The sequence below is a fragment of the Streptomyces endocoffeicus genome (genome assembly GCF_016741935.1).
GTDB classification, from domain to species: domain Bacteria; phylum Actinomycetota; class Actinomycetes; order Streptomycetales; family Streptomycetaceae; genus Streptomyces; species Streptomyces endocoffeicus.
Window position 1 is genome coordinate 14,236 of sequence record NZ_JAERRG010000014.1, and the last position, 24,559, is coordinate 38,794.

Here is a 24,559-nt window from a genome sequence, read left to right on the forward strand (position 1 = left end):
ATCAATATTGGTGTGAACCAATGGAGTGAACGAGCCCAAAGGGCCGTATGGTGGTCCCCGATGCGAACTTACCGACCGCTTGGCGGCCTGGACGCGCTGGCGCGGCGCCTGCGTGCGCTGCCGCCGTCCTGCGGGCCGGTCCGGCTGGTCGCGGTGGACGGCCACGCGGGCTCCGGGAAGACCACCTTCGCCGGGCATCTGGCCGAGGCGCTCGGCGGCGCCCCCGTACTGCACACGGACGACTTCGCCACCCATGAGGAGCTCTTCGGCTGGGCCGGGCGGCTGCACACCCACGTCCTCGCCCCGCTGACCCGGGGCGCGGCCGCGGCTTACGCCCCGTACGACTGGGTGGAGCGCCGCTTCGCCACCGCCCGGCGGCGGCTGGACCCCGCGCCGGTGGTGCTGCTGGAGGGCGTGGGCAGCGGCCGCCGCGCGATGCGCCCGCGGCTGGCGCAGCTGTTGTGGATGGATCTGCCCGAGTGGGACTCCTGGCGGCGCGGACAGCTGCGGGACGGCCCGGGGATGTCCGCATTCTGGGACGGATGGCTGCCCGCCGAGCGTGCGCATTTCGCCGCCGACCCGTCCCGTCCGTACGCGGGAGCCTTGGTACAGCAGCGGAAGGAGGGGTATGAGGTGCTACCGGGATCCGCCGCGACCGGGGGAAACACCCCCTGGCCTCACACAGCGTGAGCCGATGCCCCCGACCGGACCTGACGCCGCCGCCCGAGGCATGACGCGTACCCCAACTCGGCTTGACCTGGGGCCCATACAGGTCTTACGTTCTCAATGTGCGACTCGTACGAGTCGTCCCACAACGCGAAGCCCCCGGTTGTTCCCCCGTGATCGGGGGCTTCGTCCTGTCTGGCGCCGGTTTTCCGCTGCTTTGCGCGGCCGCTTCATCACCCTGGGTGACGACCCGCCTCAGACCTTGTGCGCCCCCTACACGCCCCCGCGCACACCCGCCCGGCCTTGTGTGATTGCGACGAACAACAGTGCGGCACCCTCGGCCCATGCGAGTTGCGCAGGTACGATGCGAAAGGGGCAGTCGCCCCTGCGGCATCCACGGGGGCAGCGGTTGTGGGGGACGTGATGAATTTCGGCACGCAGGGTTCGCACGCCCCGGCCGACCTCGCCTGGCTGCGAGCCGTCGATGCCTACACGATGGGCGCGTACGCACAGGCCGAGGAGGAGTTCCGGGCCGCCACCCGGCTCGATCCGGGAATGGCCGACGCCTGGCTCGGGCTGCACGCGCTGCGGGCCGACACGGCGGCGGCGCTGCTGCGGATGTACCGGCACCGCGACCGCTTCGGCGAGCAGCGCTCCCGGCACCGCCGCACCCTCAACTCCTGGTACTGGCTGGGCTGGTGGGTCCAGCCGGTGCTGGAGACCAGCCGGGACCTGCTGCTCGCCCACGCCTCCCACTGGCTCGACGGCCGCCATGTGCCCGAGCTGGACCGGGCGCTGGCCGGCTGCCCCCCGGTCGAGGCCGATCCGCAGGCCCGCTTCCTGCATGCCTGCCGCGCCTATCTGGTCAAGGACTGGGAGCAGCTGGTGCGCCACACCGAGCCGCTGCTGGACGATCCGTTCCTGGGCATCGAGGCCGGTCTGTTCGCCGGGATGGCGCGGGTCCGGCTGGAGATGTACAGCCAGGCCGAGCCGCTGCTCGCCGCCGCCTTGATGCGCTGTCGCAGCGAACAGCCCCAGCGCAAGGAGCTGCGCTACTGGCTCGCCCGCGCCCATGAGGGCACCGGGCGCAGCGCCGCCGCGCTCCCCCTCTACCGCGCGGTGCACCGCATCGATTCCACCTTCATGGACACCTCGGCGCGGCTTGCGGCGATAGCCGAGTCCGACGGGCTGGACGAGCCCGCGGACCTCGCCGCCGTATCGCTGGCCGGGGCCGGTGGCCAGGACACCACGGACGGCCGGGACGCCACCGCCGCCGACCCCGCCGACACGCTGTCCGACGGCCGCGATCCGCGCGCCGCGGCCGAGGGCCCCGAGGGTCCGCCGCTGATGGGCCCCGCCGTGATGGGCGCGGGCGGCACGCGCGACCGGGCCGGACTGCCGTCCCAGCCCGGCCCCTCCGATCCGGTGCTGCTGGAGAGCGCGCTCCAGGAGCTGGAGCGCATGGTCGGCCTGGAACCGGTCAAGCGGCAGGTGCGGGCGCTGTCGGCGCAGCTCCACATGGCGCGGCTGCGCGCCGGGCAGGGCCTGCCGGTCCAGCCGCCCAAGCGGCACTTCGTGTTCTCCGGGCCCTCCGGCACCGGCAAGACCACCGTGGCCCGCATCCTCGGCCGGGTCTTCTACGCCCTCGGGCTGCTCGGTGGCGACCATCTGGTGGAGGCCGGGCGCGCCGACCTGGTCGGCGAGTATCTGGGCCAGACGGCGGTGAAGGCCAATGAGCTGATCGACTCGGCGCTCGGCGGGGTGCTCTTCGTCGACGAGGCGTACAGCCTGTCCAACTCGGGCTACAGCAAGGGCGACGCGTACGGCGACGAGGCGCTTCAGGTGCTGCTCAAGCGGGCCGAGGACAACCGCGACCGGCTCGTGGTGATCCTCGCCGGCTACCCCGAGGGCATGGACCGGCTGCTGGCCGCCAACCCCGGCCTCGGCTCGCGCTTCACCACCCGTGTCGACTTCCCCAGCTACCGCCCGCTGGAGCTCACCCGGATCGGTGAGGTGCTGGCGGCGGAGAACGGGGACGTGTGGGACGAGGAGGCCGTGGACGAGCTGCGCAGCATCAGCGGCCATGTGGTGGACCAGGGCTGGATCGACGAGCTGGGGAACGGGCGGTTTCTGCGCACGCTGTACGAGAAGAGCTGCGCTTACCGGGATCTGCGGCTGTCGGGGTGGAGCGGTACGCCGAACCGGGATGACCTCGCGACGCTGCGGCTGCCGGATCTGATGCAGGCGTACGGGGAGGTCCTGTCGGGTCGCGGTCCCATGTACCGCGACCCGCAGGACCCGCCGCTGGGGTAGCGCGCATACGGTCGCGCCTGCGGTTGCGCGCCTGCGGTGGTCAGCCGACCATCGCCCGCTCCTCCTCGGAGAGCGCGGGCGCAGCCTCGCCCCTGGGCTCGGCCACCCGGTCCCGGGTCCCACCCCGGTGGGAGGGGTCGTGGACCTCGCCGACCAGCTTCTCCAGGACGTCCTCCAGGGCCACCAGCCCCAGCACCGTGCCCGACGCGTCGGCGACGGCCGCCAGATGGGAGGCGGCCCGGCGCATCGCGGTGAGGGCGTCGTCCAGCGGAAGCTCCGCCCGGAGCGTCTCGATCGGATGCCAGACCCGCTGCGGCACGGCCCGCTCCGGGAACTCCAGCTCCAGGACATCCTTCACATGCAGATAGCCCATGAAGGCGCCGCCGGGGCCGCGCACCGGGAAGCGCGAGTAGCCGGTGCGCACGGTCAGCTCCTCGATCTGCCGGGGGGTGACCGAGGGATCGACCGTGACCAGGCCCGCCGGGTCCAGGAGGACGTCGGTGACCGGGCGGCTGCCCAGCTCCAGGGCGTCCGCGAGCCGCTCCTGCTCCTCGGGGTCGAGCAGCCCGGCCTGCCGGGAGTCCTCGACCAGATGGGTCAGCTGCTCGCTGGTGAAGACGGCCTCGATCTCGTCCTTGGGCTCCACCCGGAACAGCCGCAGCACCAGCCGGGCGCACGCGCCCAGCAGCGCGGTGACCGGCCGGCACAGCCGCGCGAAGGCGACCAGCCCGGGGCCCAGCCACAGCGCGGTCCGGTCCGGAGCCGCCATGGCCAGGTTCTTCGGCACCATCTCGCCGATGACCAGATGGAGGAAGACCACCAGGGCGAGCGCGATGGCGTAGCCGAGTGGATGGATCAGCTGCTCGGGCAGATGGACGGCGTGGAAGACCGGTTCCAGCAGCTCGGCGACGGTCGGTTCGGCGACCGCGCCGAGGGTCAGCGAGCAGATGGTGATGCCGAACTGGGCGGCCGCCATCATCTGCGGCAGGTTCTCCAGGCCGGTGAGCACCGTACGGGCGCGTCCGGAGCCCTCGGCCGCGCGCGGCTCGATCTGACTGCGGCGCACCGAGACCAGGGCGAACTCGGCGCCCACGAAGAAGCCGTTGGCGAGGACCAGCAGAACGGCGAAGAGAAGCTGTACCAGACTCATCGTCCGTCCGCCTTCCCGGCCACGGCAGGGGCACTCATCTGCACGGGCGGCGTACTCGTACGGACGATGCGCACCAGTTCCGCCCGGTGGTGGCCGACCTGCCGGACGGCCAGCTTCCAGCCGGGCAGCTCGGCGATGTCGCCGGGGGCGGGGATCCGCGCCAGCAGATCGGCCACCAGCCCGGCCACGGTCTCGTACGGCCCGTCGGGCGCGTCGAGGCCGATCCGGCGCAGGGTGTCGACGCGGCAGCCGCCGTCGGCGTCCCATACGGTGCGGCCGTCCTCGGTGAGGGTCTGCACCAGGTCGGGGTGGTCCGCGGCCTCGTCGTCGTGCTCGTCGCGCACCTCGCCGACCAGTTCCTCGACGATGTCCTCCAGCGTGACCACCCCGGCCGTGCCGCCGTACTCGTCGACGACCACGGCTATCGGCTGCTCGCTGCGCAGCCGCTCCAGCAGCGGCTGGACCGGCAGCGTCTCGGGGACCAGCACCGGGGACTGGGCGATCCGGCTGACGGGGGTGCGCAGCCGGTCGTCGGACGGCACCGCGAGGGCGTCCTTGAGGTGCACCATCCCGATGACCTCGTCCAGCCGGTCGCGGTAGACGGGGAAGCGGGACAGCCCGGTGGCCCGGGTGAGATTGAGCACATCCACGGCGGTCGCCGTGGAGTGCAGCGCGCTGACCCGCACCCGCGGTGTCATCACATGCTGGGCGGTCAGCTCGCCCAGCGAGAGGGTGCGGACGAACAGATCGGCCGTGTCCTGCTCGAGCGCGCCGGCCCGCGCCGAGTGGCGGGCGAGCGAGACCAGCTCACCGGGGGTGCGGGCGGAGGCCAGCTCCTCGGTGGGCTCCACGCCCAGCGCCCGCACCAGCCGGTTGGCCACGGTGTTGAGCAGGGCGATCACGGGCCGGAAGAAGCGGGCGAAGGCGTACTGCGGGCCCGCGACGAAGCGGGCGACCTGCAGCGGCCGGGAGACCGCCCAGTTCTTGGGCACCAGCTCACCGATGACCATCTGGACGGCGGACGCCAGCAGCATGCCGAGCACGATGGCGACACCGGACACGGCGCCGTGCGGCAGCCCGACCGCCTCCAGCGGCGTGGTCAGCAGATGGCCGAGCGCGGGCTCGGCCAGCATGCCGACGATCAGCGAGGTGATGGTGATGCCGAGCTGGGTGCCGGAGAGCTGGAAGGACAGCTCGCGCAGCGCCTCGACGACGGTACGGGCGCGCTTGTCGCCCTCGTCGGCGGCTCGCTCGGCGTCCGGCCGCTCGACGGTGACCAGGCCGAATTCGGCGGCCACGAAGAAGCCGTTGGCGAGGATCAGGACAAGTGCCGCGGACAGCAGCAGGAGGGAAAGGGTGATGCTCATGCCGCCGCCTCGTGGTCGGCGGCGGCGCAGGTACTACAGGACGATCCGTCCATCTGCTGAGGGAGTCACTCCTCGGGTCGCAGGGGAGCCCGCCAGGGGCGCACGCGGGCGTGCGCGCTGCAGAGGCGGGGCGGGGCACTGTTCGGCCCCGGCAACAGAGTAATCAAGGATGGGGCATGACGGGCAGGCCCCTCACGCCGTTGGAGTGCCGATCCGCTCGTCGGCCGGTTCGTGGGGCCCACCCGGCAGGGGGCGGAAGCGGACGTAAAGGGGCTGCTCAACACCGCCGGGGCCGCGCGGTGCGGCCGGGTGGCTCAGTCCGCGGCACGGCCCGTCCCGTGCCGCTCGGCGAGGGCGCGCAGGGCCCGCGCGTCGCTGATGGCGTGCGCCTTGGCGATGCCCGGCTGGATGCCCATCGCGGGCAGGCTGGTGCCGTCGGCGAGGTCCAGATAGACCCAGGGGTCACCGGGGCGCAGATTGACCCGGAGCACCTCCGCCCACTCCAGCCGGCGCTTGGTGGTGAGGTTGACCACCGTCACACCGCCCTCCTCGGCCACCACCTTGGGGCGGCTGAGCAGCGTCAGCACCCCGAAGAACAGCAGTCCGGTGAGGATGAAGCTGGCCCGCTCCCCCGGCCCCAGCCGCTCCAACAGCAGGGCGACGGCCGTGAGGACGACCAGGACGGCGACACCGACGGTCATCAGGACGGCCCGGGTCCTGGTCGGCCGGAAGGTGACGGGCAGGGCGGGGGTGGGCGCGGCGGCGGACACGTGGTCGGCCTCTCGGATGGGAGGGAACGGGATGGGGGCGGGGACGGGGCCGGCTGTCAGAGGCGGCAGGCGTGGATGCCGGTGGTGAGGATGGCCCGTGCCCCCAGGTCGTAGAGCTCGTCCATGATCCGCTGGGCGTCCTTGGCGGGGACCATCGAGCGGACCGCGACCCAGCCCTCGTGGTGCAGCGGGGAGACGGTGGGCGACTCCAGGCCCGGGGTGAGCGCCACGGCGCGCTCCACCTGCTCCACCCGGATGTCGTAGTCCATCATCACGTAGCGCCGGGCCACCAGGACGCCCTGCATCCGGCGGAGGAACTGCTGGACCTTGGGGTCGTCGCTGGGGTCGCCGGTGCGGCGGATGACGACCGCCTCGGACTCCAGGATGGGCTTGCCGATGATCTCCAGCCCGGCGTTGCGCAGAGTGGTGCCGGTCTCGACCACATCCGCGATGACCTCGGCGACACCGAGCTGGATGGCGGTCTCGACGGCGCCGTCGAGGTGGACCACGGCGGCGTCCACACCGTTGTCGGCGAGGTGCTTGGTGACCAGTCCGGCGAAAGACGTGGCCACGGTCATCCCGCCGAACTCGCTGACGTCCTTGGCCGTGCCGGGACGGGTGGCGTAGCGGAAGGTGGACCCGGCGAAGCCGAGCTGCATGATCTCCTCGGCCTGGGAGCCGGAGTCCAGCAGCAGATCGCGGCCGGTGATGCCGATGTCGAGCCGGCCGGAGCCCACGTAGACGGCGATGTCGCGGGGGCGGAGGAAGAAGAACTCCACCTCGTTCTCCGCGTCGACCAGTACCAGCTCCCGGCGGTCCTTGCGCTGCCGGTAGCCCGCCTCATGGAGCATCGCCGACGCAGGCTCGGACAGTGAACCCTTGTTGGGGACGGCGATGCGCAGCATGAGTGCTCTTTCCTTCGGTGGCTCGGTGGCTCGGTGACTCGGTGGCTCGGCTAGCTCGGTAGCGGCGAGAGTCGGAGGGTGAGGGTGGTTGACGGGGGTGTTCAGAGGTGGGCGTAGACGTCGTCGAGGGTCAGCCCCTTGGCGACCATCATCACCTGAAGGTGGTACAGGAGCTGGGAGATCTCCTCGGCGGTCGCCTCGTCGCTCTCGTACTCGGCGGCCATCCACACCTCGGCGGCCTCCTCCACGACCTTCTTGCCGATGGCGTGCACACCGGAGTGGACCAGCTCGGCGGTGCGGGAAGTGGCGGGGTCGGCCGTGGCGGCCTTCTTCTGGAGCTCGGCGAAGAGCTCCTCGAACGTCTTCTTGGGCATCGTGTCCGTCATCCTACTTGGGTCGTGCGACGCCCCTCAGCGCCAGGGTTCGGCGACCGAGCGCAGGGTGGTGGCGGTGGCGACGGCCGCGGTGACCGCCTCGTGGCCCTTGTCCTCGCTGGAGCCCGCGAGCCCGGCCCGGTCCAGGGCCTGCTCGTCGGTGTCGCAGGTCAGCACGCCGAAGCCGATGGGCACGCCGGTGTCCACGCTGACCTGGGTCAGCCCCTGGGTGACGCCCTGGCACACATAGTCGAAGTGCGGGGTGCCGCCACGGATGACGACGCCCAGGGCCACGATCGCGTCATAGCCGCGGCCCGCGAGCACCTTGGCGACGACCGGCAACTCGAAGCTGCCCGGCACCCGCAGCACGGTGGGCTCGTCGATGCCGAGCTCGCCCAACGCGCGCAGGGCGCCGTCGAGCAGCCCGTCCATCACCTTCTCGTGCCACTGTGCGGCGATGACGGCGACGCGCAGGTCCCCGCAGTTCTTCACGGACAGTTCGGGGGCGCCCTTACCGCTCACGTCTCTCCTCGGTGTTTCTGATTTTCCGATGTTCTGGTGCTTCTGGTGCTTCTGATGCTTCTGTGGTGGTGCGTGGGTGTGCGTCCGTACGGCTACCGGTTCTGTGCGGCTACTGGTTGCCGCAAGCCGATATGGGCTCGGCGCGGTCGCCGTCCAGCCAGGGCAGGTCATGCCCCATCCGGTCCCGCTTGGTGCGGAGGTAGCGGAGGTTGTGCTCCCCCGCCTGGACGGGCATCGGCTCCCGGCCGGTGACCCGCAGCCCGTGCCGGACCAGCGCCGTGGTCTTCTCGGGGTTGTTGGTCATCAGCCGCAGCGAGTGCACGCCGAGGTCGGCGAGGATCTCCGCGCCCGCGGCGTAGTCCCGCGCGTCGGCGGGCAGGCCGAGCTCCAGATTGGCGTCCAGGGTGTCCCGGCCCAGCTCCTGGAGCTCGTACGCGCGCAGCTTGGACAGCAGTCCGATCCCGCGCCCCTCATGGCCACGCAGATACAGGACGATGCCCCGGCCCTCGGCCGTGACCCGCTCCAGCGCGGCGTGCAGCTGGGGGCCGCAGTCGCAGCGCAGCGAGTGGAAGACATCGCCGGTGAGGCATTCGGAGTGGACGCGGACCAGCACGTCCTCGCCGTCCCGGATGTCGCCCTGGACCAGCGCGATGTGCTCGACGCCGTCGGCCGCGCGGTAGCCGTACGCCCGGAAGTCGCCGAAGGCGGTGGGCAGCCGGGTCTCGGCCTCGCGCCGCACCAGCGGCTCGGCGGGCTTGCGGTACGCGATCAGATCGGCGATGGAGACGATCGCCAGGTCGTGCTTGTGGGCGAAGGCGACCAGGTCGGGCAGGCGCAGCATGGCACCGTCCTCCCCCGCGATCTCGCAGATCACGGCCGCCGGGCGCAGTCCGGCCAGCCGGGCGAGGTCGACCCCGGCCTCGGTGTGGCCATCGCGCTCGAGCACCCCGCCGGGGCGGGCGCGCAGCGGGAAGATGTGGCCGGGGCGGACGAGGTCGCCGGGGGTGGTGTCCGGGTCGGCCAGCAGCCGCAGGGTGGTGGCCCGGTCGGCGGCGGAGATACCGGTGCTGACGCCGTGTTCGGCGGTGGCGTCGACCGAGACGGTGAAGGCGGTCCGCATGGACTCGGTGTTCTCCTCGACCATCTGCGGAAGCCGCAGCCGGTCGAGGTCCGCGGCCTCCATGGGCGCGCAGATGAGCCCACGGCACTCGTTCATCATGAAGGCGACGATCTCGGGGCTGATCGTCTCGGCGGCGGCGACGAGGTCGCCCTCGTTCTCCCGGTCCTCGTCGTCCACGACCACCACGGGGCGGCCCGCGGCGATGTCGGCGATGGCGCGCTCGATGGGGTCCAGCGCCAGTTCGTCGGGCCATTGCGTGGCGCGCAGGGACGCGGCCGGGCCACTGCTCGGATGCGGGTCGGTCACCGCGTATGCCTCACTCATGATGTGGCCTCCTGGTCCTGCGTGCCGTTGTCCCGTCCGAGCAGCCGCTCGACGTATTTGGCGAGTACGTCCACCTCGAGGTTGACCGGGTCCCCGGCCTGCTTGACCCCGAGCGTGGTGAGCGCGAGGGTCGTCGGGATGAGGCTGACGGTGAAGTAGTCGGGGCCCGCGTCCACGACGGTGAGGCTGATGCCGTCCACCGTGATGGAGCCCTTCTCGACGACATAGCGGCTGAGTTCGGCGGGCAGCGAGATCTTCACGATCTCCCAGTGCTCGGAGAGCTTGCGGTCCACGATGGCGCCGGTGCCGTCCACATGGCCCTGCACGATGTGGCCGCCGAGCCGCCCGCCCAGCGCCATCGGGCGCTCCAGGTTGACCCGGGAGCCGATGTCGAGCGCGCCGAGACTGGAGCGGTTCAGGGTCTCGGCCATCACGTCGGCGCTGAACCGGGTGCCCTCCGCGTCCTCCATGATGTCGACGACGGTGAGACAGACGCCGTTGACGGCGATGGAGTCGCCGTGCTTCGCCCCTTCGGTGACGAGGGGGCCGCGTACCTGGAAGCGGGACGCGTCGCCCAGGTGCTCGATGGCGACGATCTCACCCAGTTCTTCGACAATTCCGGTGAACACTTCAGTTCTCCTCGGCGAGGGGGGCGGGGACGGCGGGAACGGCGATGGGGGCGGCGGTGACGCGCAGATCGGGACCGAGCCGGGTCACATCGGCCGTCTCCAGGCGCAACGCCTGCGCGATGGTGGTGATTCCGGCGTCGGCGAGAGCGGCGGGGCCCGCGCCCAGCAGGACGGGGGCGAGATAGCCGACGACCTTGTCGACGGCGCCCGCGGCGAGGAACGCCCCGGCGAGGGTGGGCCCGCCCTCCAGCAGGACGGAGCGCACCCCGCGGCCGTGCAGCTCGGCCAGCAGCGCGGGGATCCGGAGGCCGGTTTCCGCGCGCGGCAGCCTTACGGTCTCCACGCCCGGCCGCCGCGGCAGATGCGCGATGCCCGCGTCCTCGGCGACGGCGATGAGCGTGGGCGCGGCGTCGTCCAGGACCCGGGCGCCGGGCTTGATGGTGGCGCCCGTGTCCACGACGACCCGCAGCGGCTGGGTGGCACCCTCCCGGTCCCTTACGGCCAGGTGGGGGTCGTCGGCGCGCAGGGTGCCGGAGCCGACGACGACGGCGTCGGCCTCCGCGCGCAGCCGGTGCACATCGGCACGGGACTCGGCGGAGGTGATCCAGCGGCTGGTGCCGTCGGCGGCGGCGCTGCGGCCGTCCAGGGTCGCGGCGAACTTCCACAGCACGAAGGGGCGGCCGCGGCGCATCGCGGTCAGCCAGGGTTCGTTGACCACCTCGGCCTCGTCGGCCAGCAGCCCGGCGTCGACCTCGACCCCGGCGGCGGCCAGGGTCGCGGCGCCGCCCTTGGCCTGGGCGGTGGGGTCGGCGACGGCGTAGTGGACGCGGGCGATCCCGGCGGCGATCAGGGCCTGCGAGCAGGGGCCGGTGCGGCCGGTGTGGTCGCAGGGTTCGAGGGTGACGACGGCGGTGCCGCCGCGGGCTCGCTCCCCCGCCGCGCGCAGCGCGTGGACCTCGGCGTGCGGACCGCCGGCCCGCTGGTGCCAGCCCTCGCCGACGACGCGGCCACCGGCGTCGAGGATGACGCAACCGACGACGGGGTTGGGGCTGGTGTGGCCGAGGCCGCGGGCGGCGAGCGCGACGGCATGGCGCATCGCTTGGGCTTCGGCTGCGGTGGCCACCGGGTCCTCCTGCCTCTTCGGGCACGGACTCCGGGGCTGTCGAGATGACATGGAAGCGGGAACGCCGCCGCCAGCACGCCGGGGATCGGCGAAGAGTCCGCATCCCGCATACGCGAGGGCGAACCGCCGAGGCGGCGCACCGGTGATGTCGCTACCGCCGCGCACTGCCTCCCATCCGGACTTTCACCGTCGGTCCAGGAATTTCACCTGGTCAACCGGCCGCTGGCGGCGGACGGGTCGCGGACTGTAACCGCCGGTTCGGATTTTCACCGACCCCGGAGTGCGCTGACGTCACTGGTACGGGCCCAGTGTGCCATGGCCATCAGCCCAGCTGGGAGGCCTCCCCCGTGTGGCCTCCCTCACCCCCCCAAGCCCCGGAGGGGACCCCCACCCCGGTCCGGGGGCCGGGGGCCTGCCCCCGGTTCGGGAAAGGGCGTGCCCGTTAGCCCTGGGCGATGCTGTCGAGTTGTTCCACCGCCGGCCGCAGGGCCCACAGGTCGCCGCCGGGCGGGGTCTGGAGCTTGGGCAGCGCCGCACGGGCCTTGCGGTCACCCGCGTCGGCCGCCGCGTGGACGATGTCGCTCGCCGCGTAGGCGCGGAAGTCGAGCTCCGGGTACGGCCAGGGCGCGGCGCCCGTGGCCGCCGGGAGCAGGACGTCGACCGCCTTGAAGAGGCTCCCGCCACCGGGCCCGGTGTAGTGCCACAGGTCAACCCCGACGTGCTTCCCGATGGCGGCCATCCGGGTGTACGCGACCAGGTTGAACGTCGAGTAGTGGAAGCTCCGGGTCCGCTCCAGCTCCTGCGGCTGCGTGCCGTCGGCCGCGATCTGCGTGTCGATGCGCTTGGTGCGGGCGTCGCGGAGCACCTGGCGGGCGCGGTCCCGGTCGCCGACGGCGGTGGCGATGGCGGCGACCTGCATGTCGTAGAAGGTGCCGTGGTTGTTCTCGGCGGCGCCCTCCTCCTTGCCGAAGTCGCTGTTCACCAGCCAGTCCAGGAACTGCTTGTTCCAGGTGCGGAAGCCCGCGTGGTCGCTGTCGGACCAGCCGGGGGCGCCGGTGTCGAGGAGTGCGGCGGCGTCGAGGAGGCTGGTGAAGGCCTGGGAGAAGTCGATGATCCCGATCGAGCGGCCGTCGTACTTGCAGGGGATGAACTGCGCGTGGTTCAGGTTCGGGTTCATCCGGGTCGCCGGGGTGATGAACCAGGTGCGCAGGATGTCCGCGGCGTGCTCGGCGTAGGCCCGCTTACCGGTGTAGTACCAGGCCAGCGAGAGCTCGTAGGCGGACTCGAAGACCTTCCCGACCTCGGGACGGTCCGTCATCTTGTCCACGTCGGGGTTCCGTTGGCCATCCTTCTGAACGTAGGGGCAGCCGTACGGATTGTCCTCGGTCTTGGGCTGGCTGGGCCACCAGTAGGGGGCCTGGCTGAAGTAGTCGTGTTTGTCGCCGCTGGGCGGCAGCTGGTCCTTGTCGGTGACCGTCCAGGGGCCCTGCTTCATCCACTGGTCGGCCTGGGTGGTCAGATCGCGTACGGTCCGCCGCAGATTCCGGTCTCCGAGCTGCAGTTTCAGCTTGGTGAGGGACAGTCGGGGCCCGTCGAGCACCACCGTGCGGGGCACCGGGCCGGAATGCCGGACGCGCTCGGCGCCCTGCGCGGAGGGGGCGGCGGGGATCGCCAGGACGGCCAGGAGGGCAGCGGCGGCGACGATCGCCCGGGCGATCCGCCCGCGTCCCGCTGGAGGTGCACCCATCGAGCACTCCAATCAGATAGCTGAACGCTATTCAGAATTGAGATCGGGCTCAGAGTAAGACGGCTCCATGGGCACGACAAGAGATCGCACAGGAATCCGCTCGCCCCCACCGGGGCGGCCAACCGCCGGGCCACGGCGGCCTACGGAGCGCCGAACAGTTCGTTCTGCGTCGCGTCCAGCGCCGTCAGCACGGCACCCCGCAGCACCCCGCCGCCGCCCACCACCCCTGCCCGCACCCACGTCCGCAGCGGCGACAGCCGGGCCACATGCTCCTCCACCCGCCGGGCGAGCCCCTCGCCCCCGGCCCGGCCGACCTCGCCGCCGAGCACCGCGCACCCCGGGTCGAGCACCGCGCAGATCGCGGCGACGCCCAGCGCGATACGGGCCGCCAGCGCGTCCAGGAACGCCTCGCCCCGCTCCCCCGCTTCCAGGGCCGCGCGGATCACCGCCTCCGCCGCGCCGGAGCCCTCCGCTCCGTCGCCGTGCGAGCCGCCCGCCGCGGCCTCCAGACCGTGCTGCTGGGCGAGTTCACAGACCGCGGCACTGCCCACCAGGGAGTGGAATCCGCCGTCGCAGCCGGTGGCGGAGGGCAGCCCCACGGTGCCGGGCACCGGCAGAAAGCCGATCTCCCCGGTGCCGCCGGACGCACCGCGCCGCAGCACCCGGTCGAGCACCACGGCCGCGCCGATGCCGTGGCCGAGCCACAGCAGCACGAAGGTGTCGCGGTCGCGCACCGCGCCGAGCCGCTGTTCGGCGACGGCCGCGAGATTGACCTCGTTCTCCAGCAGCACCGGTGCCGCGAGGCCGCCGTGCAGCGCGGTGGCCAGCTCCCGGTGCCAGGAGGGCAGCCCGCCGGGCGAGTTGAGCTCCCCGGTGGCGGGGTCGATGAGGCCGGGCATCCCGATCCCGATGTGGTGCAGCCGCGCCGCCCCGGCCCGCTCGGCGGCCCGCTCCACCAGGGCCACCACGGCCGCCACGGTGTGCGCCGGATCCACGTCCGGGGCCACCGGAAGCGACTCCTCGGCAACGGTCCGGCCCAGCAGATCGGCCACACAGACGGCGACGCCGTCCGTACGGACGTCGACCCCGGCCACATGCGCGCTGTCGGCGACGATCCCGTACACCCGGGCGTTGGGCCCCCGGCGCTCCGCCCCCGACTCCCCCACGACCGCCACCAGTCCGGTCTGCCGCAGCCGCTCGACCAGGTCCGCGATGGTGGGACGGGACAGCCCGGTCAGCGACTTGAGCTCCCCCGCGGTCAACGGCCCCTTGTCCTTGAGCAGATGCAGGGCGAGGCGGTCGTTGATGGCCCGCGCCGTACTCGGAGAGGCGGTGCGGCCCGCCACGGACACGCTCGTCGAGGTCATGCGGGGATCCTTCCAGAAGGCAGCGGGAAAAGTTCTATCTATCAGGGACCCTTCCTGATAGTTTCCGGTGGGCCGCGGCACAGGCCGGGCACAAGCACGGGGACAGGTACGGGTACGGGTCGGCGCTACGGGGAGGGTGCGACAAGCATGGGCAGGCTCAAGGAGTCCGGGGCGTCCGAGATGCGCCCGGTAAGGCGGGCACGGATCGCCGTGGCGGCGGTCTTCGCCGTGCACGGCGCGGTGACCGGCAACTTCGCCACCCGTATCCCCTGGATCCAGGAGCGGCTGGACCTGAGCGCCGGTCAACTCGGCCTCGCGCTCGCCTTCCCCGCCATCGGGGCCTCGGTCGCGATGCCCCTGGCCGGGCGGATCAGCCATCGCTTCGGCGCCCGCGCGGCGCTGCGCGGACTGCTCGCCCTGTGGACCGCCTGGCTGGTGATGCCCCCGCTCGCGCCCGGACTGGTCTGGCTGTGCGGTGTGCTGCTCATCTTCGGCGCGACCGCCGGGATGTCCGACGTCGCGATGAACGCCCTCGGTGTGGAGGTCGAGAACCGCCTCGGCCGTTCGATCATGTCCGGGCTGCACGGCATGTGGAGCGTCGGCGCGCTCACCGGCTCGGCGGCGGGCACGGTCGCCGCGCACGCCGAGGCGGACGCCCGGCTGCATCTCGCCATCGCCGCCGGGGTCCTCACGGTGCTCGGCGCGGTGGCCTGCCACTGGGTCCTGGACCTGCGCAGCGCCCCCGAGGAGCACCCGCCGCCCCGCTTCGCCCTGCCGCCCCGCTCCGCGCTGATCATCGGCGCGGTGGGATTCTGCGCGGTCTTCGCGGAGGGGGCGAGCCTGGACTGGTCGGCGGTCTATCTGCGCGACGTCCTGGACACCTCCCCCGGTGTGGCCGCCGCCTGCACCACCGCCTTCTCCTGCACGATGGCCGGTGCCCGGCTCGTCGGGGACGCGGTGGTGGGCCGCTTCGGGCCGGTGCGGACCGTACGGACGGGCGGCGTCCTCGCGGCCGTCGGGGGCATCCTCGTGGTCACCGCTTCCGGGCCCGCCATGGCCATCGCCGGATTCGGCCTGATCGGCCTGGGCATCGCGGTCGTGGTGCCGCTGGCCTTCGCCGCCGCCGCGCGCAGCGGCCCGGCCCCGAGCCAGGCCATCGCGGGCGTCGCCACGATCACCTACACCTCGGGGCTGATCGCTCCGGCGGCGATGGGTTCGATCGCGGACCTGACCTCGCTTACGATCTCCTTCTGCCTGGTCACGACGTTGGCGCTGGGGCTGGTGGCGGGGGCCGGGGTGCTGCGGACTCCGGCGGGGACGGACGCCACGGGCTCCACCCCGCACCCCGACCCGTCGACGTCCCGGGCCACGCTCTCCTGACGGGGGGCGGGGCCGCGCTCTCCTGACGGGGGGGGCGGGGCCGCCGGGGCGATGCACCCTCTCCCTGTGACACCGCCATCGTCCGGCTCCGGCACGGCCACCGTCCGGCTCCGCCACCGCCATCGTTCGGTGAGCGCCGAAAGGATCCGGCCGTACGGTCGGTGATATGAGCGATACGAGCGACGGCCCGGCCCCCGAGCGCCACGCCGCCTTCCGCCGGCTCCACCACGGCGACCGGCCCCTGCTGCTGCCCAACGCGTGGGACCACGCCTCCGCCGCCGCCCTCGTCCGGCGCGGCTTCCCCGCCATCGGCACCACCAGCCTCGGCGTGGCCTCTGCGGCCGGGCTGCCCGACGCGACGGGCGCCGCCCGCGACGGCACCCTCGCCCTCGCCCGGGGCATCGCCCGGCTCCCGGCGCTGGTGACCGTCGACATCGAGGGCGGGTTCGGCAACCGGCCCGAGGAGGTCGCGGCGGTCGCGGCCGAGCTGGACCGGGCCGGGGTGGTCGGCGTGAACATCGAGGACGGGCGCCCCGACGGCACCCTCGCGCCGCTGGCCCGGCAGTACGCGGTGATCGAGGCCGTCAAGGAGCGGGTGCCCCGGCTGTTCGTGAACGCCCGGACCGACACCCACTGGCTCGCCGCGATCGATGGCGGCACCCCGCCCTCGCTGGCCACCACCGCCGAGCGCATCGAGGCGTATGTGCGGGCGGGCGCGGACGGGATCTTCGTGCCCGCGCTCACCGATGAGCAGGACATCGGCGCACTGGCCGACGACCTGGGCGAGACCCCGCTGAACATCCTCTTCACACCCGGCCGCCACACCTATGAGCGGCTGGCGGAGCTCGGGGTGCGGCGGATCAGCTGCGGTTCGCTGCTCTTCCGGGCCGCCCTGGACCACGCCGTGGACCTGGCGTGGTCGATCGCCCACCCGGGCGCCCCCGCCCTTGCGGATCAAGCCGCCGACCTGCCCTCCTACGCCGAGGCGCAGTCACTGGCCGACGACTTCACCGATGACGTCACCACAGCCGATCCCACATAGCTGCACGGCACAGCTGCACGGCGCATATTTTCGGCCAACTAACATTGCTGCGAATCCCCCGTAGCGATGAAGTGGAGCAGTCATGGGCCTCGGCGTGGGCTGGACCCTGCACGGCGATGGGCGCACCCCCGCCCCCGGTGCCGTCGTCAAGCCGGATGAGCGGCTGTCGTGGCCGAGGACGATGGGGCTCGGCGCGCAGCACGTCGTGGCCATGTTCGGGGCCAGCTTCGTCGCCCCGGTGCTGATGGGGCTCGACCCCAACCTCGCGATCATGATGTCCGGGGTCGCGACCATCCTCTTCCTGCTCGCGACCCGCGGCCGGATCCCCAGCTATCTGGGGTGCAGCCTGTCGTTCGTCGGCGTGGCCGCCGCGATCAGGGCGCAGGGCGGCGGGAGCGCCGCCGTCACCGGGGCGATCCTGGTGGTCGGCGGTGTGCTGCTGCTGAGCGGTCTGGCGGTAAGGAGGTTCGGCGCCCGGATCATCCACGCGGCGATGCCGCCGGTGGTGACCGGCGCGGTGGTCATGCTCATCGGGTTCAACCTCGCCCCGGTGACCGCCGGTACGTACTGGCCCGCCGATCAGTGGACCGCGCTGCTGACGATGCTGCTCACCGGGGCGGCGGTGGTCTGTCTGCGGGGCTTCTGGTCGCGTATCGCGATCTTCCTGGGGCTGGTCTTCGGCTATGCGGCCTCCTGGGTCTTCGACCGCGTCTTCGGCAAGATCCACTCCATCGACGGCAGCGGACGGATCACCGATCACTGGCGGCTGGACCTCTCCGGTGTGACCAAGGCGGACTGGATCGGTCTGCCGTCCCTGCACGGGCCCACCTTCCACTGGTCGGCGGTGCTGGTGGCGCTGCCGGTGGTGATCGCGCTGATCGCCGAGAACGCCGGGCATGTGAAGGCGGTCGGCGAGATGATAGGCGATCCGCTCGACGACCAGCTGGGCACGGCGATCGCCGCGGACGGCGCGGCGACCATGATCTCCACCTCGGTCGGCGGCCCGGCCAATACGACGTACTCCGAGAACATCGGGGTCATGGCGGCCACCCGGGTGTACTCCACCGCCGCGTACTGGGCCGCCGCGGGCTTCGCGCTGCTCTTCGGGCTGTGCCCGAAGTTCGGCGCGGTGGTGGCGGCGGTGCCGGGCGGGGTGCTGGGCGGGATCACCGTCATCCTCTACGGCATGATCGGGCTGCTCGGCGCGCAGATCTGGGTGCACAACAAGGTGGATCTGCGCAATCCGGTCAATTTGGTGCCGGTCGCGGCGGGCGTCATCATCGGCGTCGGCGGTGTCAGCCTGAAGGTGGGCCACAACTTCGAGCTGGGCGGGATCGCGCTCGGCACGATCGTGGTGCTGCTCGGCTATCACGTGCTGCGCGCCCTGGCCCCGGCACACCTGAAGGAGCAGGAGCCCCTGCTGGACGCGGGCACCAGCGAATACGACGACGAGCGGCCGGCGTAGGGGGCCGATGGGGCGTGGCGCCTGCGGCGGGCTGTTCCCCTCCCCGCCCCTTCCCGTAACTGGGGCTCCGCCCCAGACCCCGCTCCTCAAACGCCGGAGGGGCTGGAAGGCCGGAGGGGCTGGAAGGCGGGACTAGCCGCCCGGTGAAAACCTCCCGGGGCCTCAGCCTCGCGGGGCGAGGTCCTGCAATCCCACGACCCGCAGCAGCTCCAGCCGCTCGGCGGACTCACTGCCGGGGCGGGCGGTGTGGACGATCAGCCGCTGGGCGTGTTCCGAGCTCAGCAGGACCTCGCAGTCCAGCTCCATCGTCCCCACCACCGGGTGGGTGAACCGCTTGACCGTGGAGTGCCGTATGGCCACCTCATGGTCCTCCCACAGCGCCGCGAACTCCGCGCTCACCGACAGCAGTTCGGCCACGAGCCCCGCCGGGCCGGGGTCGTCGGGGCGGGCGGCGAGCACGGCCCGGAGGGTGGCCACATGCAGCCGGGCGTGCTCCTCGATCTCCTCGCTCGGGAAGATCCCGGGGGTGCCGGAGGCGCCGTCGCGCCGGGTGAAGAAGGACCGGACGATATTGCGGTCGCCGGGCGGCCGCCCCATGATGTCGCCGACCAGCGCCGCCGCCATCGCGTTCTGCGCCAGCACCTCGCCCCAGTCGGTGATCACCTGGGCCGGGGTGTCGTACAGCCGGTCCAGCACCCTGAGCAGACCGGGCCGCACATGCTCCGAGGTGCTGCGGTCGCGCGGCGGCTCCTCCCCCACCAGGTGGAAGAGGTAGTCGCGCTCGTCGTCGGTGAGCCGCAGCGCCCGGGCCAGCGCGGTCAGCATCTGGCGGGACGGGCGCGGGCCGCGGGCCTGCTCCAGCCGGGTGTAGTAGTCCGGGGACATGCCCGCGAGCTGGGCCACCTCCTCCCGGCGCAGCCCTGGCGTACGGCGTCGGGGGCCGGGCGTCAGCCCCACCTCGGCGGGGCCGAGGCGGGCGCGGCAGCGGCGCAGGAAGTCGGCGAGTTCCGTTCGATGCACGCCCCCATCGTCGCCGTGCCCGCGTCCCGTATCCAGGGTCTGCGGATCCCTGGATGAGGAGGTCTCTCCCGGCCCCGCCCCGCCCGCCGCAGGCTGGGGCCGAGCGACGAGACGAAAGGCGGATGCTCATGCCCTTGATTCTGGTGACGGGTGCGACCGGTCAGGTGGGACGGCGGTTCACCAAGCGGCTGCTGGAGCGGCCCGCGGCCGGTACCGAGGTACGGGTGCTGGTGCGCGACGAGGAGCGCGGCGCGCCCTTCGCGGCCCAGGGCGCGCGGCTCATGGTCGGCGATCTGCGCGAGGAGAAGGATCTGCGGAGGGCCATGGAGGGGGTGCACGCGGTGGTCAACATCGCGGCGGCCTTCCGCGGGGTGCCGGACGAGGAGGCGTGGGCGGTCAACCGGGACGCGGCGGTCGCGCTCGGGCGGGCCGCGGTCGAGGCCGGGACGAGCCGGTTCCTCCAGGTCAGCACCAATCTGGTGTACGGCGCCTCGCGCGGCCGGCCGTTCACGGAGGACGACGAGAGCCGGCCCGGCGGTGTGCTGTGGGGCGCGTACCCCGCCTCGAAGGCGGAGGCGGAGCGGGAGTTGCTGGCGCTGCACCGCGAGCACGGCCTCGATCTGCGGATCGGCAGCCTGGCCTTCGTCTACGGGGACGGCGATCCGCATGTGGCGAACTTTCTGCCGCACGCGGAGAGCTGGGCCGGGGACCAGCGGCTCGCCATGATCCACCACGCGGACGCGACGCAGGCGCTGCTGCGGCTGCTGCGCGCACCCGGCGGCACGGCCGGTGGCTCGGTGTCGGGCCGCAAGTACAACATCGTCGACGACGCCCCGCCGACCGTCGTCGAAATCCACCAGCTCATGGGCGCGCCGCTGCCCGAGGGCATGCTCGGGCGGACGGCCGACGACCCCTGGTCCGGGATCACCTCCAACCTCCGGCTGCGCGACGAGCTGGGCTGGCGGCCGCTGTATCCGTCGATGTGGACGGCGCGCGACGCGGGTGTGCTGTGATACGGCGGTTGACGGTGCGTTAGGCCGTCCGGGGGAAGCGGCGGCGTACGGCGGGACCGCGCCCGTCCGGCCTGCCACCCTGGCGTCCATGACGATGCCCACGCCCATGCCCACGCCCGCGCGGCTCGCGCCGCGCACCGTGAGAGGCGTCGTGGCGCGCATGAGCGCGCTCGGCGCGGCGCTGCCGCCCGGGGACGGGGTGGCGGTCTTCAACGGGGTGTATCTGTCGGTCACCGAGGAGGTCGGCCGACGGCTCGCGGACGGGTACTTCCACGACCCGTCCGCCACCGAGGAGCTGGACGTGCGGTTCGCCGAGCGCTATCTGGCGGCGGTCGACGCGGTGACCACCGGCGGGCGACCGCCCGCCTGCTGGCGGCCGCTGTTCCAGCTGCGGTGCCATCCCGGGGTCCGCCCGGTGCAGTTCGCGTTGGCCGGGATCAACGCCCATATCGGCCATGACCTGGCGCTCGCGCTGCTGGACACCTGCCGGGCCCGGGACCTCGAACCGGACGCCCTGGAGGGCGACTTCGACCGGATCGGCGCGCTGCTCACGGAGATGGAGGAGCGGATCCGGGAGGAGCTGATGCCCGGCCCCGACCTGCTGGACGTGGCCGATCCGCTCACCCATCTCGTGGGCTCCTGGAGCCTGGAGAAGGCGCGGGACGCCGCATGGGCGGCGTTCCGCGCGCTGTGGGGGCTGCGCGGGGTGCCGGAGCTGGCGGAGGAGTTCGCGGAGCGCGTCGACGCCACCGTGGGTCTGGTCGGGCGCTTTCTGCTCACCCCGCTGCCACCGTCTCCGCCGTCCGCGCGCTGAACGGCCCCCGGACCGGCTCAGTCCTCGGGGAGCTCGACGGGCGCGATCTCGTCGTACAGATCGCCCGGCCCGGGGTTCTTCGGGTCGGTGAAGCCGCCGAACTGGTGCATGACGCCCCACACCGCGTTGAGCGCGGTCTGGATGGCGCCCTCGGCCCAGCCCGCCGTCCAGGAGATGTCGTCGCCCGCGAGGAAGACGCCGCGCTTGTCGGCGGGCAGCCGGTCCTGCATGAAGTGGGTGAACAGCCGGCGCTGGTAGCGGTAGTGGCCGGGCAGATTGGCCTTGAACGCGCCCATGAAGTACGGCTCGTTCTCCCACGACACGGTGACCGGGCTGCCGATGATGTGCTTGCGGATGTCGACGTGTCGATAGATCTCCGAGAGCGACTTGAGCATGACCTCCATCCGCTCGTTCGCCGACAGCGGCAGCCACTTGAGGCTGTCGTCGCACCAGGTGTAGGAGAGGCAGATGACGGCGGGCCGGTCCGGGCCGTTGTCCAGCAGATAGGTGCCGCGGGTCATCCGGTCGGTGAGCGTCATGCTCATCGTGTCCCGCCCGGTGGCCTCGTCCTTGTCCAGCCAGAACGGCCGGTCCACCGGCACGAAGAGCTTGCTGGACTCCATGTAGTGGGTGCGCTCGATCGCCGTCCAGTGGTCGATCGGGAAGAGCGAGTCATCGCAGTCGATCTGGGAGAGCAGCATCCAGGACTGCGCGGTGAAGACAACTGCCTTGTAAGCGCGGATGTCACCGCTCGCGTCCGTCACCACGACACGGTCGCCCGCGGCACGGTGCAGCCGGGTCACGGCCGGACGGGGCGCACCCTCGTGCAGCGAGGCCAGCGAGGTGCCCTGCGCCCAGTGGACGATCTTCTGCGGCTCGCGCTCCCACAGCCGCAGCGGAAGCTGCTGGCTGCCGCCGACGATGCCGCGGTGGTGGTCGTCGGCCTCGGTGTAGACGACGCGCAGGATCTCCAGGATGGAGTTGGGGAAGTCGGTGTCCCAGCCGCCGGTGCCGAAGCCGACCTGGCCGAAGATCTCCCGGTGGCGGAAGGAGGTGAAGGCCGAGGAGTCGCAGAGGAAACCGTAGAAGGTCTGGTTGTCCAGCTTCTCGACCAGCCGCGCCCAGATCTCCCGGATCCGGGGCACGTCCCGCTCACGGATGGCGCGGTTCATGTCGGAGAAGTCCGCGCCCTCCTCCAGGCAGGCGTTCCAGGCGTCGGCCACCTCGCGGTAGACCGGCGGCAGGTCGTCGATGGTGCGGGCGTAGTGGGACTCGCCCTTGAGGTCGACGACGGTCGAGGGGGTCTCGGGGGCCAGCGGGTTGGGGAACGGCTGGGTCTTCAGGTCCACCAGGTCGATGTAGTGCTGGAGGGCGGTGGAGGACGGCGGGAAGCGCATCGCGCCCATCTCGGCGGTCAGCTCGTCGTCACAGCCGTCGAAGCCGACGGTGCGCAGCCGTCCGCCGATCCGGTCGGCCTCGTAGACCACGGGCCGCAGGCCCATCTTCATCAGCTCGTACGCGGCGACGACACCGGAGAGTCCGCCGCCGACGACCGCGACCTCGGCGCCGTGCTCGGTCGCCGGTATCTGGCCCAGGCCCGCGGGGTGGGCGAGGTAGTCGTCGTAGGCGTAGGGGAAGTCCGGGCCGAACATGGTGACGGCCGGCAGCGCCTCGAGGGCCTGCGTCTCCTGCTCGTCATGGACGGCGGTGGGCACCGTGGACGTCATGGGGTACGGACTCCTTGCTGCTTGGTGCTCAAAAGGGTGGTTCGGGTGCGGCAGGGGCCGGACGGATCAGCTGAGGGAGGTGTAGAGACCGGGGCGGCGGTCGCGCAGATAGGGGTTGATCCGGCGCGAGGTCGTCAGCAGTTTGGGATCGACGTCGCCGAGGAGGAGCTCCTCACCGCGGCCGGCGCGCAGACAGGTGGCGCCGTCGGGTCCGGCCAGGCAGCTCAGCCCGACGAAGTCGAACTCGCCCTCGGGGCCGCTGCGGTTGACGTACGCGATGTACATCTGGCTCTCGAAGGCCCGCACCGGAATCAGGGATTCGGCGACGAACTCGAAGGGGTGCATCTGCGCGGTGGGCACCACCAGCAGATCGGTCCCGGCCAGGGCATGGGCCCGTACGTTCTCGGGGAACTCCACGTCGTAGCAGACCAGGATGCCGACGGTCAGCTCGCCGATGGTGGCCTGGACGACGGGGATCTCCCCCGGGGCGAACGACTTGTGCTCGAAGCAGCCGTAGAGATGGGTCTTGCGGTAGTTGGCCAGCTCGGTGCCGTCCGCGCCCACCAGCCGTGCGGAGTTGTGGACGGCGCCCGCGTGGCTCTCGGGGTAGCCGTAGAGGATGGCGAGGCCGTGCGTCGCGGCGATCTCGGCCACGGCCCGGCCGCTCGGCCCGTCGGCCGGCTCGGCCAGCTCCCGCACACCGCCGCCGATGGCGTAGCCGGTGAGGAACATCTCCGCGGTGACCAGCAGCCCGGCGCCGTCGGCGGCCGCGCGGGCGGCGGCCTCGTCGAGGACCTTGAGGTTACCGGCGGGGTCGCCGGGGTGACCGGAGTTCTGGAGCAGGGCGGTGCGCAGCGGCGGCATGGCAGACCTCGGGAGGAGGAGTACGGGCATAAAAACAGTACGTTGCCTCCGGATCGCCCAACAAGACGACTTCATTGCGTCCGGCGTCGATTCGCGACGTATGGGGATCGGAACACGACGATTCATTGCACACGCGGGGGTCGGACACACGCGGGGCCCCGCACGGACGGGCCCCGAAGGGGCGCGGGGCTGTATCGATGTGCGGCTCCGCCGCGTGGGCGCGACCAGCCACAACGGCGCCGCAGCCGACCACCAACAGCTCATGGCAGACGCCCCACAGGGGCGCGGGGCTGTATCGATGTGCGGCTCCGCCGCGTGGGCGCGACCAGCCACGACGGCGCCGCAGCCGACCAACAGCAGCTCAGGGCAGACGCCCCGAACCGCGCACCCAGCGAAGCGCCTACGTAGGGGCACCCGAACTGAACCGCCGCAGCAAGGGCGACAACACCAGCACAGACTTCGTACGCTCCACAAAGGGCTCCCCCGCAATCCGCTCCAGCACCCGCTCAAAGTGGCGCATGTCCGCGGCGAAGACCTGGACGACGGCGTCCGCGTCACCGGTGACAGTGGACGCGGACACCACCTCGGGGTAGCGCGACAGGCCCCGGCGGATGTCGTCCGGCGAGGTGTTGTGGCGGCAGTAGAGCTCGATGAAGCCCTCGGTCTCCCAGCCCAGCGCCACCGGGTCGACCCGCACCGTGAAGCCGGTGATGGCTCCCTCCGCGCGCAGCCGGTCCACCCGCCGTTTGACGGCGGGCGCGGACAGCCCGACGATTTCGCCGATGTCGGCGTAGGAGCGGCGGGCGTCCTCGGCGAGGGCGTGGACGATGCGTTCGTCGAGATCGTTCAGTCGCACT

At 72.2% G+C, this 24,559-nt stretch carries 22 protein-coding genes and 1 riboswitch; of the genes, 7 read left to right on the forward strand and 15 right to left on the reverse strand.

Annotation, left to right across the window (positions count from 1 at the left end; translation table 11 throughout):
• Positions 1-60: 60 nt before the first annotated feature.
• Positions 61-690, forward strand: a complete 630-nt coding sequence (locus tag JK364_RS30080) for a uridine kinase family protein (RefSeq protein ID WP_201854504.1) — start codon at positions 61-63, stop codon at positions 688-690.
• A 399-nt stretch (positions 691-1,089) separates the two neighbouring features.
• Positions 1,090-2,979 carry an AAA family ATPase gene (locus tag JK364_RS30085; protein ID WP_201854505.1) on the forward strand — a complete coding sequence of 630 codons (1,890 nt, stop codon included), beginning with the start codon at positions 1,090-1,092 and terminating at the stop codon, positions 2,977-2,979.
• A 40-nt stretch (positions 2,980-3,019) separates the two neighbouring features.
• Here the strand turns inward: JK364_RS30085 and JK364_RS30090 are convergent, their stop codons facing one another.
• The 11 genes from JK364_RS30090 to JK364_RS30140 all read right to left on the reverse strand — a co-directional run bounded on the left by JK364_RS30090 (position 3,020) and on the right by JK364_RS30140 (position 14,377).
• Positions 3,020-4,129, reverse strand: coding sequence for a hemolysin family protein (locus JK364_RS30090; RefSeq protein ID WP_201854506.1), 1,110 nt, complete (start codon positions 4,127-4,129; stop codon positions 3,020-3,022).
• Positions 4,126-5,490 (reverse strand): hemolysin family protein, encoded by a 1,365-nt coding sequence (locus JK364_RS30095; protein ID WP_201854689.1) that lies wholly within the window; start codon positions 5,488-5,490, stop codon positions 4,126-4,128. The genes JK364_RS30090 and JK364_RS30095 overlap by 4 nt, the downstream gene beginning before the upstream one ends.
• 320 nt (positions 5,491-5,810) lie before the next feature.
• The gene (locus JK364_RS30100; protein ID WP_201854507.1) at positions 5,811-6,266 is read right to left on the reverse strand and encodes a PH domain-containing protein; all 456 of its coding nucleotides are present in this window, start codon (positions 6,264-6,266) and stop codon (positions 5,811-5,813) included.
• Positions 6,267-6,322: 56 nt separating this feature from the next.
• On the reverse strand, positions 6,323-7,171 hold the full coding sequence (gene hisG / locus JK364_RS30105; RefSeq protein ID WP_201854508.1) for an ATP phosphoribosyltransferase: 849 nt from the start codon (positions 7,169-7,171) through the stop codon (positions 6,323-6,325).
• 101 nt (positions 7,172-7,272) lie between these two features.
• Positions 7,273-7,545: a phosphoribosyl-ATP diphosphatase gene (locus JK364_RS30110; RefSeq protein WP_037951821.1), complete on the reverse strand. Its 273-nt coding sequence runs from the start codon at positions 7,543-7,545 to the stop codon at positions 7,273-7,275.
• Between the two features lie 36 nt (positions 7,546-7,581).
• Positions 7,582-8,067: a 6,7-dimethyl-8-ribityllumazine synthase gene (ribH, locus tag JK364_RS30115; protein WP_020867014.1), complete on the reverse strand. Its 486-nt coding sequence runs from the start codon at positions 8,065-8,067 to the stop codon at positions 7,582-7,584.
• A gap of 109 nt (positions 8,068-8,176) precedes the next feature.
• The gene (locus tag JK364_RS30120; protein ID WP_230992724.1) at positions 8,177-9,511 is read right to left on the reverse strand and encodes a bifunctional 3,4-dihydroxy-2-butanone-4-phosphate synthase/GTP cyclohydrolase II; all 1,335 of its coding nucleotides are present in this window, start codon (positions 9,509-9,511) and stop codon (positions 8,177-8,179) included.
• A complete protein-coding gene (locus JK364_RS30125; protein ID WP_201854509.1) occupies positions 9,508-10,140 on the reverse strand; it encodes a riboflavin synthase in 633 nt (210 codons plus the stop codon). The genes JK364_RS30120 and JK364_RS30125 overlap by 4 nt, the downstream gene beginning before the upstream one ends.
• A gap of 1 nt (position 10,141) precedes the next feature.
• A complete protein-coding gene (ribD, locus tag JK364_RS30130; RefSeq protein ID WP_201854510.1) occupies positions 10,142-11,263 on the reverse strand; it encodes a bifunctional diaminohydroxyphosphoribosylaminopyrimidine deaminase/5-amino-6-(5-phosphoribosylamino)uracil reductase RibD in 1,122 nt (373 codons plus the stop codon).
• A gap of 157 nt (positions 11,264-11,420) precedes the next feature.
• Positions 11,421-11,551, reverse strand: a riboswitch (FMN riboswitch).
• Positions 11,552-11,705: 154 nt separating this feature from the next.
• On the reverse strand, positions 11,706-13,010 hold the full coding sequence (locus JK364_RS30135; protein WP_201854511.1) for an alginate lyase family protein: 1,305 nt from the start codon (positions 13,008-13,010) through the stop codon (positions 11,706-11,708).
• A 140-nt stretch (positions 13,011-13,150) separates the two neighbouring features.
• Positions 13,151-14,377, reverse strand: coding sequence for an ROK family transcriptional regulator (locus JK364_RS30140; RefSeq protein WP_201854512.1), 1,227 nt, complete (start codon positions 14,375-14,377; stop codon positions 13,151-13,153).
• 147 nt (positions 14,378-14,524) lie between these two features.
• Between JK364_RS30140 and JK364_RS30145 the strand changes: the two genes are divergently transcribed.
• From JK364_RS30145 to JK364_RS30155, 3 genes are all read left to right on the forward strand, one after another.
• The gene (locus JK364_RS30145; protein WP_201854513.1) at positions 14,525-15,757 is read left to right on the forward strand and encodes an MFS transporter; all 1,233 of its coding nucleotides are present in this window, start codon (positions 14,525-14,527) and stop codon (positions 15,755-15,757) included.
• 166 nt (positions 15,758-15,923) lie between these two features.
• The gene (locus tag JK364_RS30150) at positions 15,924-16,799 is read left to right on the forward strand and encodes an isocitrate lyase/PEP mutase family protein (protein WP_201854514.1); all 876 of its coding nucleotides are present in this window, start codon (positions 15,924-15,926) and stop codon (positions 16,797-16,799) included.
• An 82-nt stretch (positions 16,800-16,881) separates the two neighbouring features.
• On the forward strand, positions 16,882-18,264 hold the full coding sequence (locus JK364_RS30155) for a uracil-xanthine permease family protein (protein WP_201854515.1): 1,383 nt from the start codon (positions 16,882-16,884) through the stop codon (positions 18,262-18,264).
• Between the two features lie 162 nt (positions 18,265-18,426).
• Here the strand turns inward: JK364_RS30155 and JK364_RS30160 are convergent, their stop codons facing one another.
• Positions 18,427-19,284, reverse strand: a complete 858-nt coding sequence (locus tag JK364_RS30160; protein ID WP_201854516.1) for a helix-turn-helix transcriptional regulator — start codon at positions 19,282-19,284, stop codon at positions 18,427-18,429.
• A 128-nt stretch (positions 19,285-19,412) separates the two neighbouring features.
• Here JK364_RS30160 and JK364_RS30165 point away from each other — a divergent pair, with 128 nt between their 5' ends.
• Positions 19,413-20,297, forward strand: a complete 885-nt coding sequence (locus JK364_RS30165) for an NAD-dependent epimerase/dehydratase family protein (protein ID WP_201854517.1) — start codon at positions 19,413-19,415, stop codon at positions 20,295-20,297.
• Positions 20,298-20,385: 88 nt separating this feature from the next.
• On the forward strand, positions 20,386-21,111 hold the full coding sequence (locus JK364_RS30170) for a DUF5995 family protein (protein ID WP_230992725.1): 726 nt from the start codon (positions 20,386-20,388) through the stop codon (positions 21,109-21,111).
• A gap of 17 nt (positions 21,112-21,128) precedes the next feature.
• Here JK364_RS30170 and JK364_RS30175 read toward each other — a convergent pair whose 3' ends face one another.
• The 3 genes from JK364_RS30175 to JK364_RS30185 all read right to left on the reverse strand — a co-directional run bounded on the left by JK364_RS30175 (position 21,129) and on the right by JK364_RS30185 (position 24,558).
• Positions 21,129-22,838, reverse strand: a complete 1,710-nt coding sequence (locus JK364_RS30175) for a flavin monoamine oxidase family protein (protein WP_201854518.1) — start codon at positions 22,836-22,838, stop codon at positions 21,129-21,131.
• A gap of 66 nt (positions 22,839-22,904) precedes the next feature.
• On the reverse strand, positions 22,905-23,702 hold the full coding sequence (locus JK364_RS30180) for a carbon-nitrogen hydrolase family protein (protein ID WP_201854692.1): 798 nt from the start codon (positions 23,700-23,702) through the stop codon (positions 22,905-22,907).
• Between the two features lie 400 nt (positions 23,703-24,102).
• Positions 24,103-24,558 carry an Lrp/AsnC family transcriptional regulator gene (locus JK364_RS30185; RefSeq protein ID WP_201854519.1) on the reverse strand — a complete coding sequence of 152 codons (456 nt, stop codon included), beginning with the start codon at positions 24,556-24,558 and terminating at the stop codon, positions 24,103-24,105.
• Position 24,559 lies beyond the last annotated feature (1 nt).